Origin of the sequence: Bradyrhizobium sp. Gha, assembly GCF_900113735.1 — a bacterium.
Classification (GTDB): Bacteria; Pseudomonadota; Alphaproteobacteria; order Rhizobiales; family Xanthobacteraceae; genus Bradyrhizobium.
This window is the reverse complement of record NZ_FOQM01000006.1, coordinates 181,965-198,978: the sequence shown is the minus strand read 5'-3', so window position 1 is coordinate 198,978 and position 17,014 is coordinate 181,965. Positions and strand designations below refer to the sequence as shown.

Below are 17,014 nucleotides of genomic sequence, written 5' to 3'. Positions count from 1 at the left end.
CGCCAATGCGCGGGCCTTTTTGCCGCTAGCCCCGCCCCTCCACGGTCGGCCGCCACACCAGCAGCCTCCGCTCCACCAACGTCACTCCAACATCGATCAGGATGACGAAGGCCGACAGCACGAACATGCCGGCGAACACGCCGGCAACGTCGAACACGCCTTCGGCCTGCTGGATGAGATAGCCGAGGCCTGCGGCTGATCCCAGATACTCGCCGACAACGGCGCCGACCACGGCGAAGCCGACCGAGGTATGCAGCGAGGAGAACATCCATGACAGCGCCGACGGCCAATAGACATGCCGCATCAGCTGCCCTTCGCTCATGCCGAGCATGCGGCCATTGTCGAGCACCGTGCGGCTGACCTCCTTGACGCCCTGATAGACGTTGAAGAACACGATGAAGAACACCAGCGTCACGCCGAGCGCGACCTTGGACCAGATGCCGAGCCCGAGCCACAGCGCGAAGATCGGTGCCAGCACGACGCGCGGAAGCGCGTTGGCCATCTTCACGTAGGGATCGAACACGGCGGCAACGAGCGGCTGTCGCGCAAACCAGAAGCCGATCAGCACGCCGCCAACCGAGCCGATCACGAAGGCGAGGATGGATTCCCAGAGCGTGATCGCCAGGTGCTTCCAGATCACACCGCTCGCGAACCACTTCACGATCTGGCTGAACACATCGACCGGATTGGAGAAGAAGAAGGGTGGCAGCAGGACCTTTCCAAATACCGGGACGGTCGAAAAGAACTGCCACAGCGCGATGCAGACGATCGCGACCAGGACTTGCAGTGCAAGCAGCGTGACGCGCGACATCAGACCGCCTCCGCTTGGGCAGATTGCGCGTAGCCCTTCATCACCTCGTCCTTGAGCACGCTCCAGATCTCGCGATGCAGCGCATGGAATTCCTTGTCCATCCTTACCTCGAAGATGTCGCGCGGCCGCGGCAGGGTAACGCGCCAGTCGCCGATGATGCGCGAGGACGGGCCGGCCGACATGATCACGACCCGATCGGCGAGTGCGATCGCCTCCTCGAGATCATGAGTCACGAACAGCACCGCCTTGCGGTCGGCATTCCAGAGGTCGAGCAGCAGATTGCCCATCACCTGGCGCGTCTGCGCATCGAGCGGCCCGAACGGCTCGTCCATCAGCAGGATCTTGGGGTCGCGGATCAGGACCTGTGCCAGCGCCACGCGCTTGCGCTGACCGCCGGAGAGCATATGCGGATAGCGGCCGGCAAAGGCGCCCAGGCCCACGGACGTCAGCCATTTCTGTGCCAGGGGCAGCGCCTCGGCGCGCGGCGTGCCCTTGATCTCGAGCCCGATCGCGACATTGTCGAGCGCGGTCTTCCAGGGGAACAGCGCGTCGGCCTGGAACAGATAGCCGGCGTCCCGGTTCAGCCCTGCGAGCGGCCGGTCGAAGATCCTGGCACTGCCTGCAGCCGGCTTGAGCAGGCCGGCTGCGACGTTGAGCAGCGTGGATTTTCCGCAGCCCGTCGGACCGACGATGGCGACGAACTCGCCCTGCGCAACCGTCAGATGGGCCTTCTCCACCGCCGTGTAGACCCGCCCGTCCCCCAGCCGGAAGGCGACCTTGGCATCTTCCAGCGCCACCGCCATAGGCGTTGTCATGTGTTTCCTCCGAACTTGGCTTGATGCCTTAGCCGCTCGCGCGGCCAAGTTCAATCAAGGCGCCAAGCGTGCTACGCATGGGGTCTCGACCACCACCCTCCCCGGAGGGCAAGCGAGCTGAGTGCACGTCGGATGCCTTCCAGACCAATGATTGGCTACACGCACGTCACCAAAAGCTTCGGGCCCCTCAGGGCCGTCGACGCTTTGTCGCTCGACATCGCCGAGGGCGAGTTTTTGGCCATCGTCGGCCGGTCGGGCTCGGGCAAGACGACGCTGCTGCGTCTCGCCAATCGGCTGATCGAGGCCGATGGCGGCTCCATCACGGTCGAGGGCGAGGACGTCCGGAATATCGATCCGGTCGCGCTGCGGCGCCGGATCGGCTACGTCTTTCAGAGCGGCGGGCTGTTTCCGCATTTGAGCGTCGCGGACAACATCGGGATCACCCCAAAGCTGCTCGGCGCGCCCGCAGCCGAGATCGCGGCCCGGGTCGACGAACTGATCGAGCTCGTGCAACTCGAGCGCGCCGCCCACCGTGACCGGCTTCCGGAAGCGCTTTCCGGCGGGCAGCGCCAGCGCGTCGGTGTGGCGCGGGCGCTGGCAGCCAGGCCGCGCATCGTGCTGATGGACGAACCGTTCGGCGCGCTCGATCCCCTCACCCGCGATGCACTTGGCGAGGATTTTCGTGAACTGCATCGCAGGCTCGGCCTGACCACAGTGATGATCACGCACGACATGACGGAAGCGATCCTGCTCGCAGATCGCATTGCGGTGATGCGCAGCGGCAAGCTGCTGGCGCAGGGCACGCCCGCTGAACTCTCCGACAGCAGCGATGCCTATGTGCTGGAGCTGCTGCGCACGCCGCGGCGCCAGGTGGAACGGCTGAATGCACTGCTGCCGCAAGGCGGTGCGGCATGAGCCTTTTCACCGATCCGCGCTGGGGCGAGGCGCTGTCGCACTTGCCCGACTATCTTGGCAACCATGTGCGGGTGAGTCTCGCTGCACTTGCGCTCGGCCTGATCGTCAGCCTGCCGCTCGCAATCGTCACACGCAACCGCCCGGCGCCGCGCGCCATTCTGCTCGCGCTCGCCAGCATCGTGCAGACCGTGCCGGGACTGGCGCTGCTCGCGCTGTTCTATCCGCTGCTACTGGCGGCCGCCTCCGTGACGTTTGCCTGGCTTGGTGTCTCCTTCTCCGCGTTCGGCTTCCTGCCGGCGATGCTGGCACTGGCGCTCTATTCGATGCTGCCGGTGCTGCGCAACGGCATCACCGGGCTCAACGGCATCGACCCCGCGCTGATCGAGGCCGCCAAGGGTGTCGGCATGACGGCGCGGCAGTCGCTCGTGATGGTCGAGCTGCCGCTGGCGCTGCCGGTGATGATGGCCGGAATCCGCACCGCCGCCGTGTGGGTGATCGGCACCGCGACGTTGTCGACGCCGATCGGACAGACCAGCCTCGGCAATTACATTTTTGCAGGGCTTCAGACTCAGAACTGGGTATTCGTGCTGTTCGGCTGCTTGGCCTCGGCTCTGCTCGCGCTCGCCGTGGATCAGCTGCTCGGCCTGATCGAGAGCGGCCTGCGCCAGCGGCATCGCCTGCGCACGACACTTGGCGCCGCAGGGATCGCAGCGCTGGTTGCGGCGACGCTGGTGCCGACGATCGGACGGTCATCGTCCGGCTATGTCGTCGGCGCAAAAACCTTTGCCGAGCAATATGTGCTCTCGGCCCTGCTCAGGGACCGCCTCCAGGCGGCCGGTCTTTCCGCCACCGCGCGATCGGGGCTCGGCTCGAGCGTGATCTTCGGGGCACTGAAGGCCGGCGATATCGATCTCTATGTCGACTATTCCGGGACGCTCTGGGCCAACCAGCTGCATCGCACCGACATCAAGCCGCGCGCGGAGCTGGTCGCAGATCTGAAGACCGCGCTCGCGAAAGACAACATCACGCTGCTCGGCGAGCTCGGTTTCGAGAATGCCTATGCGCTGGTGATGCCGAAAAAGCGCGCCGACGCGCTCGGCATCCATACCATCGCCGACCTCGCCGCGCACACCTCGACGATGTCGATCGCCGGCGACTACGAGTTCTTCTCGCGGCCGGAATGGGCGGCGCTGCAGAAGGCCTACGGTCTTCAGTTCAGCGCACAGCGCCAGATGCAGCCGGACTTCATGTATGCGGCGGCCGCCAGCGGCGAGGTCGACGTGATCGCGGGCTACACCAGCGACGGCCTGATCGCGAAATACGATCTGGTGGCGCTCGATGATCCCAAGCAGGCGATCCCGCCCTATGACGCCATCCTGCTGCTGGCACCGAAGCGCGCCGGCGACGAGCGGCTCAAGGCGGCACTGAGCCCGCTGCTCGGCAAGATCGACATCACCACCATGCGCGAGGCCAATCTGCGCGCCAGCGGCAACGACGCGAACTCGTCCCCGGATGCGGTGGCGAAGTGGTTGTGGGAGAAGGTCAGCCGACCGTAGACAGGATTGAGGGGGTGGCCGCAGGGGACTCCAGCCACCCCCTCCTGCCCATCTCTGGAGGACGAGACGGGCAAAGCACGATCAATTCACGCCCTCACCTCCTGCCGCTGGAACAGCACGTAGCTGAACGCGAACAAGATGATGGTGCCGGCTATGAGGCCTACGGTCTGTGGCCATGCGATCATGATGCTCTCGCCGAACGGCAGCGGCGCGCCCATGACGGCCCCACGGAGCTGATCGAGGAATACCGGCCCCAGCGTGCGGGTCGTCGGAGACAGCACGGCCAGCATCGCTTCCCCGAACAGGTCGTTCGGCGACAGCCGGAGCAACTCCTGCATCCAGACCGCGGTGGCCGGATCGTTCAGACCGAGCAGCGCGTAGCGCGGATCGACCGGCGCGATCGCTTGCGCCAAGGCTGGGGCCAACATCGGCCAGAGCACCGTCAGGAAGAGCCAGATGCCCAGCGCGACCAGCGCCGCAGTGGCAGCCGAGCGGAACACGGTGGAAAGCAGCAACGCCAGAGACAACCAGACGCCGGCGTAGAAGATCGCCACGATCAGGAACACCGCAGACCGCGCGATCTCCTCGCCTCCCGGAGGCACGCCGAGGAAGATCAGCCCGAGCCCGATCACCAGCAGCCACAAGGCGGTCAGACTGATTCCGATCGTGGCGAGCGCGGCCAGGAATTTGCCCATCAGCAACGCGTCGCGATAGATCGGCTGTGCCAAAATACGCGACATCGTTCGCCTGTTGTGCTCGCTATTGACGGCGTCAAAACCGAGCCCGATCGCCATCAATGGAATGAGAAAGCCGAGGATCGCGACAAAGGACGGCAAAGGCGCCTGGTCGATCGTGAACAATCGGAGCAGGAGGAACGGATCTTCGGCCGTGTTCTGCCTGAGGCTGCTGATCGCTTCGTAGAGCGCGGCGAGCGCCGTGGAGAGGATCAGCAGTTGCAGCACCAGAATCCGGCTGCTTGAGACGTGGTCGGAGAGCTCCTTGATGAAGACCGTCGACAATCCCCGGAACGGTGATCCTTCACGCCGCATGACGAACGCCTCCCGCGGGCTGGTCCTGAAAATAGCGTGCGTAGATCGCTTCGAGGCTCGGTTCGTCGACCGACAACCGTCGCAACGCCCCGTCGCCCGCAACCACGGCGCGGGCCGCATCCGGCCGCACGTCACGCTCGGCCGTCATGCGGTAACGATCGGCAGCAAGGGTCTCTACCTGGGTGACGCCCGGGATCATCGCCAGCCGCCGGGCGATGCCCGGTCCCTCGGCCTCGACTTCCACGACGAAACCGGCACCGAGCACCTTGACGGCGAGCTCCGGCACCGTCCCCATCAGCACGATGCGGCCGTTCCGGAATAGCGCAACGCGGTCACAGACGCGCTGGACCTGGTCGAGCATGTGGGATGACAGCAGCACGGTGACGCCCTCGGCTTTCAGCTCGCCGATCAATCCGAGGAATTCCTGCGTCGCTTGCGGATCAAGCCCGGACGTCGGCTCATCCAGGATTGCGATCTCGGCGCGCTTCATGATGATCTCGGCCAGCCCCAGTCGCTGCCGCATGCCACGCGAGAACGTCGCCACACGTTTCTCGGCGACCTCGGCCAGACCAACGCGGGCAAGCGCGGCCTCGATTCGCGCTGCCCGCTCGGCGCGGGCAAGGCCCATGAGCTTTGCCGTGTAGGCCAGGTTTTCGACAGCGGTAAGCTGATCGTAGAAGCCGACGGCATCGGGCAGATAGCCGACCCGCTGCTTGACCTTCAACGGCTCGCGCGCCGGATTGAAGCCGAGCACGCTGACCTCGCCCGATGATATCTCGGTGAGGCCCAGCATCATCAGGATGGTGGTGGTCTTGCCCGCGCCGTTCGGGCCGAGCAGGCCGAACACCTCACTGCGGGCGATGCCGAAGTCGATGGAATCGACGGCGATCGATTTTCCATAGCGCCTGGTGAGGCCGCGTGCCCTGATGACCGGGTCGTGGAGCCCGCTGTTGGCTTCGGTTTGTTGCTCGCTCATCGCCGTCCGAACCTCGCGACTGCACCAAGCATCAACAACAGCGCGACGCCGATGACGCCGGCGCCGGCGACGCCCCACACCGTCGAGGTGGCGACGGTGATGCGGAACTGACTCGAGGCGCTTTCGCCGCGCGTGGTGGCGCGGATCGTGGTCTGGTAGTCGCCGGCCAGCGACTTGTCGCTGGGCGTGAGCAGCGCCTGCACTTCGCTGTCTTTTCCGGGCACGAGACGCTCGATCGTGGCCGGCTCGAACGTCACCTTCCATCCGCTCGGCGCGGTGCCCGCCAGTGCGATGTTCTCGGCCGGGGCCGTACCGGTGTTGGTCACGACGATCGGGATCGAGCTTTGCTTGCCCGCAACGGCCCGTGCGCTCAAGAGGCCGTCGCGACCGGATATCTGCAGCTGCGGCTCGCCGACCACGTCGAGCGCGAGCTCGGTCGAGGCGGAAGCATCCTCGGCCTTGACGGTGACCTTCACCGGAAAATGGCCGGCATCCAGCGTGGTTGGCGGACGCACCTTCAGCTTGACGTCCTTGGACTGACCGGCGTCGATCGGAATCGAGGACAACTCCTGCGTGCCATAGGCTTCTGTGAACGAGGTCTCGAAATTGGCGGGGGCTTCGGCGGCAAAGCTCGCGACGAGATTTCGGCCCGAGTCGTTCTTGATGGAGAGCGTGTAATCGAAATTGGATTTGGGGCTGCCACGCAGGGACGGCAGGTTCGCCTTCACCGTGAGCTTCGCAGGCAGCTCCTTGGCGAGCGACACGGCGATGGGAAGCTCGGCGCTGCTGCCCTGTCCCTCGGCCTTCACGGTGAGCGTATGCGTGCTGAGATCGTTGCCGGCGGGAACATCGAGCCTGAGCTGGAGCGCGACACTGCCGTCCGGCGCCGGCATCGCGGCCCCGACGGGCTGGCCACCGCCAAGCAGCGTTGCAGTCCAGCCGCTCGGCACGTTCGCGACCGAAAGCTGGTAGCGCTGCGGCGACAGATCGTAGTTTTGCAGACGCAGAGAGACGTTGCTGGTGGTGCCGGGACGCACGGTGACCGCCGGATAGTCGGTCATGAGATAGAGGCCCTTGATGTCATGCGGCGGTTCGGCCGCATAGGCAGCCGGGCTGAACAGCATGAGGGCAAATGCAAGACGCGCGACATCAAGCGCTCGCATGGACGATACTCCTGCAAGGAAAGGGTGACCCAGAGATGGCGACACGCCGCCTGAAAAGCTCGTGGCGGCGGCGTTTCGGATGATGGGCGCAATCGTGACGAAGTTTGGGACGCGAGGCGCCGCACCAATTACAAGTCGGTGATCTCGAGCTTTTTCAGCTCAGACTTTAGTTTTAAGATATCATCTCGCGTCAGGAAGATTAATACATCGTAATACGATGTATTGTCGTTACGCCTGGACGACGCGAAGGCAGATTGCTAGAGCCCGTGGATCATCCCGGCATCGATCAGCAGCCGGTTCAGCCGGCGCGCCTCGGCACCGTGCTTGCAGCCGTAGAAGATGCCTTTGCAGCGGAGCATGATCTCTTTCTGCTCGGCGAAGGACGGGTCGAGCGGAATCCCTGCGGCTTCCTGGATGACCAGCGGCAGATAAGGACCGTCGATCGTGTCCATCACGGTGTCGCTTTTCACCGGCTCGAAATTGATGGCGTCGATCGCGTAATAGGTCGCGTAGAGGCGTGGATCGTAAGCGTCGAGCATCTTGCCGATCGCGCCTTCGTCGAGCCCGGGCTCGAGGATGCCGGGCGCGAACTCGGGCTGATGATCGCCATAGCGCACGATCAGGAAGGGCTCGCCGGGAAAGGTTTTCTTCAGGCCCGCGAGGAAGGCCTTGTATTGCTCGGCGCTCATGGCCTGACGGCGCAGATATTCGTCGATGGACGGCTCGTTGCCCGGTGCCCGCCAACCCGGCAGCAGATCGGGGCGGAAGCGCGTCTCCCATGGAAAATGATTGGCGCCAAGATAGACGAAGGCGAACAGCGGCTTGTTCGGCGTCCGTTCGCCCATCAGCCGCAGCGCCTTGTCGTAGAAGAAGCTGTCGGGCTCGACGTCCTTGGCACCGAGATCCTTTGCGTCGAAGACACGCTCGACGCCGGTTGTCATCTGAAAGCTGCGTGCGCCCATGAAGCCACCATAGGCAGGATAGAGCGACATGGTCTCGTAGCCGCAGCGGCGTAGGCTGAGCGGCAGGCCGCGCTCGACGCGGCCCGACGCAATGCGGGTGACGAAATAGGCGAAGCGGCCGAACGAACGCGAGGAGAGGCCGGCGAGCACGTTGTATTCGGTGAACCAGCTCGGGCCGCCATTGCTCTCGGCCAGGAAGGTGCGCGCCTTGCCGTCCCAGGATTTGAAATGGCTACCGTAACCCGGCGGCGCCTTGATGCCATCAGCTGTGCGGATGTCGAAACTCGATTCATCATGGATCATGATGATGTTCGGCCGGCGACTGGCCGGATGGCAGGCGTCGACCAGAGGAATGATCAGCCGCTCGTCGGTCGACGCAGCCGCCTCCATAAAGCCGTACTGAACGAAATCGGAAACCGCGGTGACGCCCGAGCGGAAGAACTTCGAGAGATAGCCGTCGTCGTAATAGCCGCGCCAGGCTTCGTCGGGATGATAGACGGAATAGAATACCAGTCCGGCGAGGCAGGCGAGCATGGATGCGAGCGCCGGCAGGCGGCGGATGCGGAACGGATCGAGCCACCACAGCGCATACATCAGCGGCAGCGTGACGAAGCCGGCACCGATCACCGACCAGCGCAGGTTCGGGAAAATCGTGAACAGGAACGCGACCGTGTCGCGGTCGATCATCATCAAATCGATGAAGTTCACCGTCATCTGGACGACGTCGTGCTTGAGCCGCGACAGCAGCACCAGCACCACGACCATGGTCAGCGACAGCGCGCCCGACAGCGCCGGCCGGCGCACCAGCGTGATCCAGGAGAAGTTGAGGATGCCCCAGGCAAGCAGGAAGGAGAGACGCGAGCCGAAATCGGTCTCGGTCTCGTACATCAGCGCGAGCGCAGCGACATGCGGCGCAGTCACCGCAAGCAGCCGCCAGAGGCCGAGCGCGGCAACGCTCGCCAGGACGGCAGTGGTGGCGGAAGGACCTGGATCGGGCGCGGACGCCATCGACGGCACGCTGAACTTCAAGTCCGGCGCGGTGATGCAGAGCCGCCTGGCCGGTCTCAATACGGCCCGGGCGTCCGGCGCAGCCGGCTGCACCGTGTCACAAAACTGTAATGGAACAGCCGCGGGCAGGCAACGCGATCCACCATCCGACCTTCGCCTAGTGTTAGCGGGCGGCGAAGAGCCGCACCCGGCTGCTCTCTAGGACTTCGCGATCCCGGCAATGAACAGGTCGATCACCTCTTCCGCCATCCGCTCGATCTCGCCCTCCCCCACGCCCCAGCGCGGAAAATGGCCGTCGAGATTCATACGGGCGAACCCATAGATCAGGGCGCGACCGGCGATCAGGATGCGCTTGAGGTCTGTCGATCGCAGCAGGCCCTGCGCGGCCGCCTCGGCCAGCATCCGCTCGGTCAGCACGACGAGCTCGGCATTGTCCCGCGTCAGCTCGGCCGAGCTGCCATGGGCAAAATAACGGCCGGTGGAGATGATCTCGAAATGCGCCGGGTTGCGCATCGCCCATCGCACATAGGCGATGCCAAAGGCGCGGAAACGCGCCAGCGGCCCGGCGGGGCGGGCATCTGCCAGGGTGGTCTCGATCTCGGCGCGAAAGCGCCGCTGCGCCTCCTCCGCCACCGCAGCCATCAGGGCATCGCGATTGGGAAAGTGCCGGAACGGTGCTCCCGGCGACACCGCGGCGCGACGCGCGGCCTCGCGCACCGAGACGTCGGCGCCTTCGGCCGCCAGTTGCAATGCAGCATCGATCAGCACGCGGCGGAGGTCGCCGTGATGATAGGGCCGGGCTTCAGGTGCCTGGCGACGTGCACGGGGTTTTGGGATCTGACGGGCAGGCATAACGCCTTCTAGCATCACCTGAACGTGAGTGTAAGCAGCGATTACATTATTGACGGGCGTGTCGTGCGGGAATGTAATCAACGATTACATATTGAAGGAGATGACCATGACCCGACGTCAGAGCTGGTTCGAAGGCTGGTGGGTGCTCGCCGCGCTCACGCTGACCTTGATCGCCTTAAGCCTCTGGATTGCCTCGATGCGTCAGTTCGAGGTCGACGGCGTTCGCATGGTGATCCGATTCACGGCGCGGAGCTCGCTGCTGCTCTTTTGCCTCGCCTTCAGTGCCGCGGCGTTGGCGAGGCTCTGGCCGAACGCCTACACGCGCTGGCAGCGCCGCAACCGCCGCTATCTCGGCTTAAGCTTTGCGGCCTCGCACGCCATTCATGCCGTCGCCATCGTCGTATTTGCGAAGATGGATCCGGCGGGTTTTGTGGCGGCGACCTCACCCGCCTCCTACATCTTTGGCGGAATCGGCTATGCCGCGATCATCGCGATGAGCATGACTTCGTTCGACCGCACCGCCGCGATGATCGGACCACGCGCCTGGCGTGCGCTGCACCTCGTGGGCGGTTACTATCTCTGGTTCCAGTTCATGGTGTCGTTCGGCAAGCGCGTGCCGGCGATGCCGGCCTACGCTGCCTTCCTCGTTCCGCTGCTCGCGGTGATGACGTTGCGGATGATCGTGATGGCCGCCCATCCAGGCGGACGGACGGCCGAAGCGCTCTGAACGTGGTCAGACCTGCGGCAGCAGCCCGAGCCGCTTGGCGATGATGAGAGCGCAGATGAAGAGCCGTACCCTAGACTCTGAGGACACAGCACTTTTGGCGATCGCAGATTGTGAGAAAGCGCGCAAAAACGACGCGAGACCAAGAATGTGGTTTAAGTGTCAATTCTTGGCGCTCCAAGAGCACATCAACTCGCCAAGAATTTGAATGAAGCAGCAATGCTTCGCGCGAGACAAAAAGAGCGAGACCGCCGTCTGCGATCTCGCTCAGAAATAACCGCGAACATTTAAGATTTGGTTCGGCGGGCTAATTTTGTTTCCGCTCATGTCCCGGACGAGCGAAGAAGCAATGGGCGGCCGGAGCAGCAGCGCACCGCTTGCGCGCTGCGCTGCATCCCGGGCATGCGAGCCTTTAGTTCTTCGACTTGTCGACCAGCGCGCCCTTCTTGATCCAGGGCATCATGTCGCGCAGCTTGGCACCGACTTCCTCGATCGGGTGCGCAGCAAGCTTGGCACGGGTTGCCTTGAACGAGGTCTGGTTGACCTTATTCTCGAGCATCCAGTCGCGGGCGAACTTGCCGCCCTGGATGTCGGCGAGAACGCGCTTCATCTCGGCCTTGGTCTCCGCGGTGACGATGCGCGGGCCGGTGACGTACTCGCCGTACTCGGCCGTGTTGGAGATCGAGTAGTTCATGTTGGCGATGCCGCCTTCATAGATCAGGTCGACGATCAGCTTCACTTCGTGCAGGCACTCGAAATAGGCCATCTCCGGCGCGTAGCCGGCCTCGACCAGGGTCTCGTAGCCGGCCTTGATCAGCTCGACCAGCCCGCCGCAGAGCACGACCTGCTCGCCGAACAGATCGGTCTCGCACTCTTCCTTGAAGGTGGTCTCGATGATGCCGGCGCGGCCGCCGCCAACAGCGGAGGCGTAGGACAGGCCGAGGTCATGGGCATTGCCCGAGACGTCCTTGGCGATCGCGATCAGGCAGGGCACGCCGCCGCCGCGCTGATACTCCGAACGCACGGTGTGGCCGGGGCCTTTCGGCGCGATCATCAGCACGTCGAGATCGGCGCGCGGATCGAGCAGGTTGAAGTGGACGTTGAGGCCGTGCGCGAACACCAGCGCAGCGCCCTTCTTCATGTTGTCATGCAGGTGGTCGCGGTAGATGTCGCCCTGGAGCTCATCCGGGGTGAGCATCATGACGAGGTCGGCCCATTTGGCGGCTTCGGCGACTTCCATCACCTTGAAGCCTGCGGCTTCCGCCTTCTTCACCGAGCTCGAGTCCTTGCGCAGCGCGATCGCCACTTCCTTGACGCCGGAGTCCTTCAGGTTGAGCGCATGGGCGTGGCCCTGGCTGCCATAGCCGACGATGGCGACCTTCTTCCCCTTGATCAGGTTCAGGTCGGCGTCGCGATCGTAATAAACACGCATAGTCGTTTCCTCGTTCAGGGCCAGAAGCGGCCAATGGTCAGTGTCCGAAGGGTGAAATTTGCGGATTTCGGGGGCTGTCTAGAGCATTTTCAGCCCCCAGGGAAACCCGTTTCTGCATGGAAATCCGCGACATCATGCATCCATGAAAACGGGGTAGAGGGAGGCGAGCAGCAGGAGCGCCATCAGGATATTGAAGGCGCGGACCAGCCGCTCGGAGGTCAGCACCGGTCGTAGTGCAGCGCCGAAGAAGGCCCAGACCACGGTCGAGACCGTTCCGACCAGCAGGCTGATCAGGGTCTGGATCGCGATATTGATCGGGAATTGGGCGATGGCCGCATAGGCCGTAATGGTGCCGATCACGATCACCCAACCCTTGGCATTGATCCACTGGAACATGGCGGCGCCCCAGAAGGTCATTGGACCGCGTCCGTCCCCCTCGCCCGGCTTGGTCGGTCCGGACATGGCGATCACGACGGCAAGATAGATCAGGTAGGCCGCCCCGGCATATTTCAGGATGGTCTCGAGGATCGGATAGGCCAGAAAGATGGTGCCGAGCCCGAGGCCCACCGCACCGACCATGAAGGCAAAACCGAGGACAATGCCTGCAATGTGCGGGATGGTGCGCCGGAAGCCATAGGTCAGGCCCGAGGCCAGCAGCATGATGTTGTTCGGCCCCGGGGTGAAATACATCACCACCATGAAGGCGAGGAAGGCATAGAAGAGCGAGTTGGCCATATTCACCTCACGCCGTCTTCAGGATTTGCGGACGCTTCGCCAGCACCATCACCGCAATGCCGCCGATCACGGTCAGCATGCCGGCGAGGCGCAGCGGCCCGAACCGCTCGCCAAACACGATGCTGGATGCCGCAGAACCGACGAACGGCACCAGCAGCGCAAACGGCACGACCTGCGCAGCAGGATAGTCACGCAATAGCCGCCCCCACAGCCAATAGGCGATGCTGGTCGAGACCGCGCCGATCGCCAGCAGGCAGATGAGGCCGGTCAGCGACATGTGGATCAGCGACTGGAAAGTCGGCGCTGGTCCGTCGACCACGAGCGCGAGCGCGAACAGCGGCGCGGCTGTCGCGAGGCAAAGCCAGGCGAAAAGGTTGAACATCGGCACACCGCGGGCGCCGCGCAGCAGGATGTTGCCGATCGCAAAACTGACCGGTGAGATCATCAGCACGGCGAAGGCGCTGACGCTGAAGTCATAACCAACGGTGCCGCAAATCATCAGAAGCCCGGCCGCGGCGATGGCGATGCCCAGCGTCTGCACCGGCGTCGGCCGCTCGCCGAACGCAATCGCGGCAAGACCGATCGTGAACAACGCCTGGCTCTGCACGACGACCGAGGTCAAGCCGACCGGTACGCCGTGGGCGATGCCATAGGCCTGGCTCAGGAACTGGCCGAGGAACAGCGTAGAGCTGATCGCGATCAGGCGCGGCCAGGCGATGTTCGGCTTGCGAATGAACAGGCACGGCAGTGCGGCAATCGAAAAGCGCATCGCCGTCATCAGCTCCGGCGAAAATTCGTCGAGCGCGATCCGGCTCGCCACGAAGGCAAGCCCCCAGATGATCGCCACCAGGAGGGCGATGAGGATGTCAGCCGGCTTCATTGTTGTTTCCGGTTCTGCCCTGTCGTGCAGCCCTGCTTGTTCTTCTCGTCTAGCCTTGCTCGCCGGCTTTCGGTTTGCGCAAGAGATATGTGCCGTGCATCGGTGCGTGGTAATCGGCCGAGACCAGCGTGAAACCGACATCGGTCAGCATCCGCTCCATCACCCAGCCGAAAGTGGAATATTCGTCGCGCATATGCGTCACCACGCTCGCGCGCGAGAAATCGTGGTTCTTGATCTGGTAATCGGCCCATTGCTCGACGTCACGCTCGACCGCATCGGGCATCGAGGCATAGACGATGTCGCGCAGGTAGAAGCTCGCACCCGGCTTCAGCGCACGAAAGATCCGCGACATCGCCACGACCTTCCAGAAGTCGGGCAGATGATGCAGCGTGAACTCGCTGACGATCAGATCGTAGGATTCCGGGCGGTAGGCAAAGCTGAGCAGGCCGGCGGACTGCGTGCGCACGGGCGCCTTGCGATCGCGGGCATAGATCTCGGCAAGCGCCAGCATCGCCGGTGAAATATCGATCGCGTCGACCTCGGCCCCCATCAGCGCGGCTTCGGTGGCGAGCACACCATTGCCGCAGCCGATATCGGCGACACGCCAGCCGCGCTGGACTCCCAACATTTTCAGTGCGGCGCGCGCCCGCAGATCGGCATCGTCGTGGGCGTCGTAGATCGACGCCACGGCGGGCTCGATGCCCATCCGGTTCCGCTCGTTATAGTACCAGTCGCGCGCCAGCATGATTCACATCCCTTCAGGCCCGCGACCGATCGCGGCAACGCCGGTGCGCGACACCTCGACAAGGCCGAGCGGGCGCATCAGGTCGATAAACTGGTTGATCTTGTCCGTATTGCCCGTGATCTCGAACACGAAGCTCTCAGTGGTGGCATCGATCACGCGGGCGCGGAAGGCATCGGCCAACCTGAGCGACTCGACGCGATGCTCGCCCTGTCCGCGCACCTTCACCATCGCCAGCTCCCGCTCGATCGAGCGGCGGGTCTGCGTCATGTCGACCACCTGGTAGACCGGGATCATGCGGTCGAGCTGATGCTTGATCTGCGCGATGACCATCGGCGTTCCGGTGGTGACGATGGTGATGCGCGACAGATGTTTCTGCGCTTCGGTCTCGGAGACCGTCAGGCTCTCGATGTTGTAGCCGCGCCCCGAGAACAGGCCGATGACGCGCGCGAGGACGCCCGGCTCGTTCTGCACGAGCACGGCAAGGGTGTGCGTCTCGTTCGGATCGTGGCGCTCTTCGATGAAATAGGCGGATGCCGGCTGATTCATGATCGTCCCCTCAAAAGTCTATCGCACTCACACCAGCGCCTTGCCGCCGGCGAACGCCTTTGCGGTCGCCTCGTCGTTGGCCTGCTCGGGCAGCAGCATCTCGTTGTGCGCCTTGCCGGAGGGGATCATGGGGAAGCAGTTTTCCAGGGCAGCGACACGGCAGTCGAACAGCACCGGGCGCTTGACCGAGATCATCTCCTTGATCGCGCCATCGAGATCCGAGGGCTTGGTGACCTGGAGACCGACGCCGCCATAGGCTTCCGCGAGCTTGACGAAGTCAGGCAGCGCCTCGGAGTAAGAATGCGACAGCCGGTTGCCGTGGAGCAATTGCTGCCACTGCCGCACCATGCCCATGTACTGATTGTTCAGGATGAAGATCTTGATCGGCAGCTCGTACTGAACCGCGGTCGACATCTCCTGCATCGTCATCTGCACCGAGGCATCGCCCGCGATGTCGATGACGAGACTATCCGGATGCGCGACCTGCACGCCGATCGCAGCGGGCAAGCCGTAGCCCATGGTGCCGAGACCACCCGACGTCATCCAGCGGTGCGGCTCCTCGAAGCCGTAGAACTGCGCCGCCCACATCTGGTGCTGGCCGACCTCGGTCGTGATGTAGGTGTCCTTGCCACGCGTCGCCTCGAACAGGCTCTGGATCGCATGCTGCGGCAGGATGACGTCGTTGCTCTTCTTGTAATAGAGCGAGTTGCGGGCGCGCCACTGCGCGATCTGCTGCCACCAGCTCTTGATGTCGGGCTTCTTCGCCTCGGCCTTGAACACCTGGAGGATGTCGCCGAGGACGTTGCCGCAATCACCGATGATCGGCACATCGACACGGATGTTCTTGTTGATCGACGACGGATCGATGTCGATGTGGATCTTCTTCGAGTTCGGCGAGAACGCATCGACCCGGCCGGTGATGCGATCGTCGAAGCGCGCGCCGACGCACAGCATGACGTCGCAATCATGCATGGTCATGTTGGCTTCGTAAGTGCCGTGCATGCCGAGCATGCCGAGCCAGTTCTTGCCCGACGCAGGGTAGGCACCCAGGCCCATCAGGGTGGACGTGATCGGGAAACCGGTGACCTCGACCAGCTCGCGCAGCAGCTTGGTGGCTTCGGGACCGGAATTGATGACGCCGCCGCCGCTGTAGATCACCGGGCGCTTGGCGCCGGCCAGCAGCGCCACGGCCTTGCGGATCTGCGTCGCATCACCCTTCACACGCGGCGCGTAGGAGCGGTGCACGTCGGACTTGCGCGGCGGATGATAGGTGCCGGTGGCGAACTGCACGTCCTTGGGAACGTCGACCAGCACCGGGCCCGGACGGCCCGTGGTGGCGACATAGAACGCCTCGTGCAGCACCTTGGCGAGGTCGTTGACGTCGCGGACCAGCCAATTGTGCTTGGTGCAGGGGCGCGTGATGCCGACGGTGTCACATTCCTGGAAGGCGTCATTGCCGATCAGATGCGTCGGCACCTGGCCGGAGATGCAGACCAGCGGGATCGAATCCATCAGCGCATCGGTCAGCGGCGTCACCATGTTGGTGGCACCGGGGCCTGAGGTCACCAGCGCAACGCCGGGCTTGCCGGTCGAGCGGGCATAGCCTTCCGCAGCATGACCGGCGCCCTGCTCGTGACGGACCAGGATGTGCTGGACTTCGCTCTGCTGGAAGATCTCGTCATAGATCGGAAGCACCGCGCCGCCGGGATAGCCGAAAATGTCGGTCACGCCGTGATCGATGAGCGCGCGGACGATCATCGCGGCGCCGGTCATCTGGTTCGGATCGTGGCTCTTGTCGCTCATTGGCTTGCTCCGGATGCGCTGACGTCAGCGGCTTCGTTCGTC

Annotated in this window: 16 protein-coding genes; 3 read left to right on the top strand and 13 right to left on the bottom strand. The window is 64.0% G+C overall.

The genetic code is table 11. The annotated features are described in order from the left end of the window. Positions 1 to 25: 25 nt before the first annotated feature. Entirely contained in the window at positions 26 to 811 is a 786-nt protein-coding gene (locus BM222_RS11535; RefSeq protein ID WP_092228380.1) for an ABC transporter permease, read from the bottom strand. Continuing rightward, positions 811 to 1,626 (bottom strand): ABC transporter ATP-binding protein, encoded by an 816-nt coding sequence (locus BM222_RS11530; protein ID WP_092228379.1) that lies wholly within the window; start codon positions 1,624 to 1,626, stop codon positions 811 to 813. The genes BM222_RS11535 and BM222_RS11530 overlap by 1 nt, the downstream gene beginning before the upstream one ends. Before the next feature lie 132 nt (positions 1,627 to 1,758). Here BM222_RS11530 and BM222_RS11525 point away from each other — a divergent pair, with 132 nt between their 5' ends. Next, positions 1,759 to 2,541 (top strand): ATP-binding cassette domain-containing protein, encoded by a 783-nt coding sequence (locus BM222_RS11525; RefSeq protein ID WP_177243155.1) that lies wholly within the window; start codon positions 1,759 to 1,761, stop codon positions 2,539 to 2,541. Continuing rightward, complete coding sequence (locus BM222_RS11520) at positions 2,538 to 4,097, top strand: ABC transporter permease/substrate-binding protein (RefSeq protein WP_092228377.1); 1,560 nt, start codon at positions 2,538 to 2,540, stop codon at positions 4,095 to 4,097. Before BM222_RS11525 ends, BM222_RS11520 begins: the two co-directional genes overlap by 4 nt. A gap of 86 nt (positions 4,098 to 4,183) precedes the next feature. Here the strand turns inward: BM222_RS11520 and BM222_RS11515 are convergent, their stop codons facing one another. The 5 genes from BM222_RS11515 to BM222_RS11495 form a co-directional block, all read right to left on the bottom strand. Continuing rightward, positions 4,184 to 5,146, bottom strand: a complete 963-nt coding sequence (locus BM222_RS11515; RefSeq protein ID WP_092228376.1) for an ABC transporter permease — start codon at positions 5,144 to 5,146, stop codon at positions 4,184 to 4,186. Then, positions 5,136 to 6,122, bottom strand: coding sequence for an ABC transporter ATP-binding protein (locus BM222_RS11510; protein WP_092228375.1), 987 nt, complete (start codon positions 6,120 to 6,122; stop codon positions 5,136 to 5,138). The genes BM222_RS11515 and BM222_RS11510 overlap by 11 nt, the downstream gene beginning before the upstream one ends. Continuing rightward, positions 6,119 to 7,285: a COG1470 family protein gene (locus BM222_RS11505; RefSeq protein WP_092228374.1), complete on the bottom strand. Its 1,167-nt coding sequence runs from the start codon at positions 7,283 to 7,285 to the stop codon at positions 6,119 to 6,121. The genes BM222_RS11510 and BM222_RS11505 overlap by 4 nt, the downstream gene beginning before the upstream one ends. A gap of 257 nt (positions 7,286 to 7,542) precedes the next feature. Next, positions 7,543 to 9,255, bottom strand: coding sequence for an LTA synthase family protein (locus BM222_RS11500; protein WP_177243164.1), 1,713 nt, complete (start codon positions 9,253 to 9,255; stop codon positions 7,543 to 7,545). Between the two features lie 198 nt (positions 9,256 to 9,453). Continuing rightward, entirely contained in the window at positions 9,454 to 10,023 is a 570-nt protein-coding gene (locus BM222_RS11495) for a TetR/AcrR family transcriptional regulator (RefSeq protein WP_244547093.1), read from the bottom strand. 190 nt (positions 10,024 to 10,213) lie between these two features. Between BM222_RS11495 and BM222_RS11490 the strand changes: the two genes are divergently transcribed. Continuing rightward, the gene (locus BM222_RS11490) at positions 10,214 to 10,834 is read left to right on the top strand and encodes a hypothetical protein (RefSeq protein ID WP_177243154.1); all 621 of its coding nucleotides are present in this window, start codon (positions 10,214 to 10,216) and stop codon (positions 10,832 to 10,834) included. 409 nt (positions 10,835 to 11,243) lie between these two features. Here the strand turns inward: BM222_RS11490 and ilvC are convergent, their stop codons facing one another. The 6 genes from ilvC to BM222_RS11460 form a co-directional block, all read right to left on the bottom strand. Beyond that, positions 11,244 to 12,263 (bottom strand): ketol-acid reductoisomerase, encoded by a 1,020-nt coding sequence (gene ilvC, locus BM222_RS11485; protein WP_092228371.1) that lies wholly within the window; start codon positions 12,261 to 12,263, stop codon positions 11,244 to 11,246. Positions 12,264 to 12,395: 132 nt separating this feature from the next. Next, positions 12,396 to 12,998 carry a LysE family translocator gene (locus tag BM222_RS11480; protein WP_177243153.1) on the bottom strand — a complete coding sequence of 201 codons (603 nt, stop codon included), beginning with the start codon at positions 12,996 to 12,998 and terminating at the stop codon, positions 12,396 to 12,398. 7 nt (positions 12,999 to 13,005) lie between these two features. Then, a complete protein-coding gene (locus tag BM222_RS11475) occupies positions 13,006 to 13,878 on the bottom strand; it encodes an EamA family transporter (RefSeq protein WP_092228369.1) in 873 nt (290 codons plus the stop codon). A 49-nt stretch (positions 13,879 to 13,927) separates the two neighbouring features. After that, the gene (locus BM222_RS11470; protein WP_092228368.1) at positions 13,928 to 14,623 is read right to left on the bottom strand and encodes a class I SAM-dependent methyltransferase; all 696 of its coding nucleotides are present in this window, start codon (positions 14,621 to 14,623) and stop codon (positions 13,928 to 13,930) included. Between the two features lie 3 nt (positions 14,624 to 14,626). Next, complete coding sequence (ilvN, locus tag BM222_RS11465) at positions 14,627 to 15,169, bottom strand: acetolactate synthase small subunit (protein ID WP_092228367.1); 543 nt, start codon at positions 15,167 to 15,169, stop codon at positions 14,627 to 14,629. A gap of 27 nt (positions 15,170 to 15,196) precedes the next feature. Beyond that, positions 15,197 to 16,972 (bottom strand): acetolactate synthase 3 large subunit, encoded by a 1,776-nt coding sequence (locus tag BM222_RS11460; RefSeq protein WP_092228366.1) that lies wholly within the window; start codon positions 16,970 to 16,972, stop codon positions 15,197 to 15,199. Positions 16,973 to 17,014 lie beyond the last annotated feature (42 nt).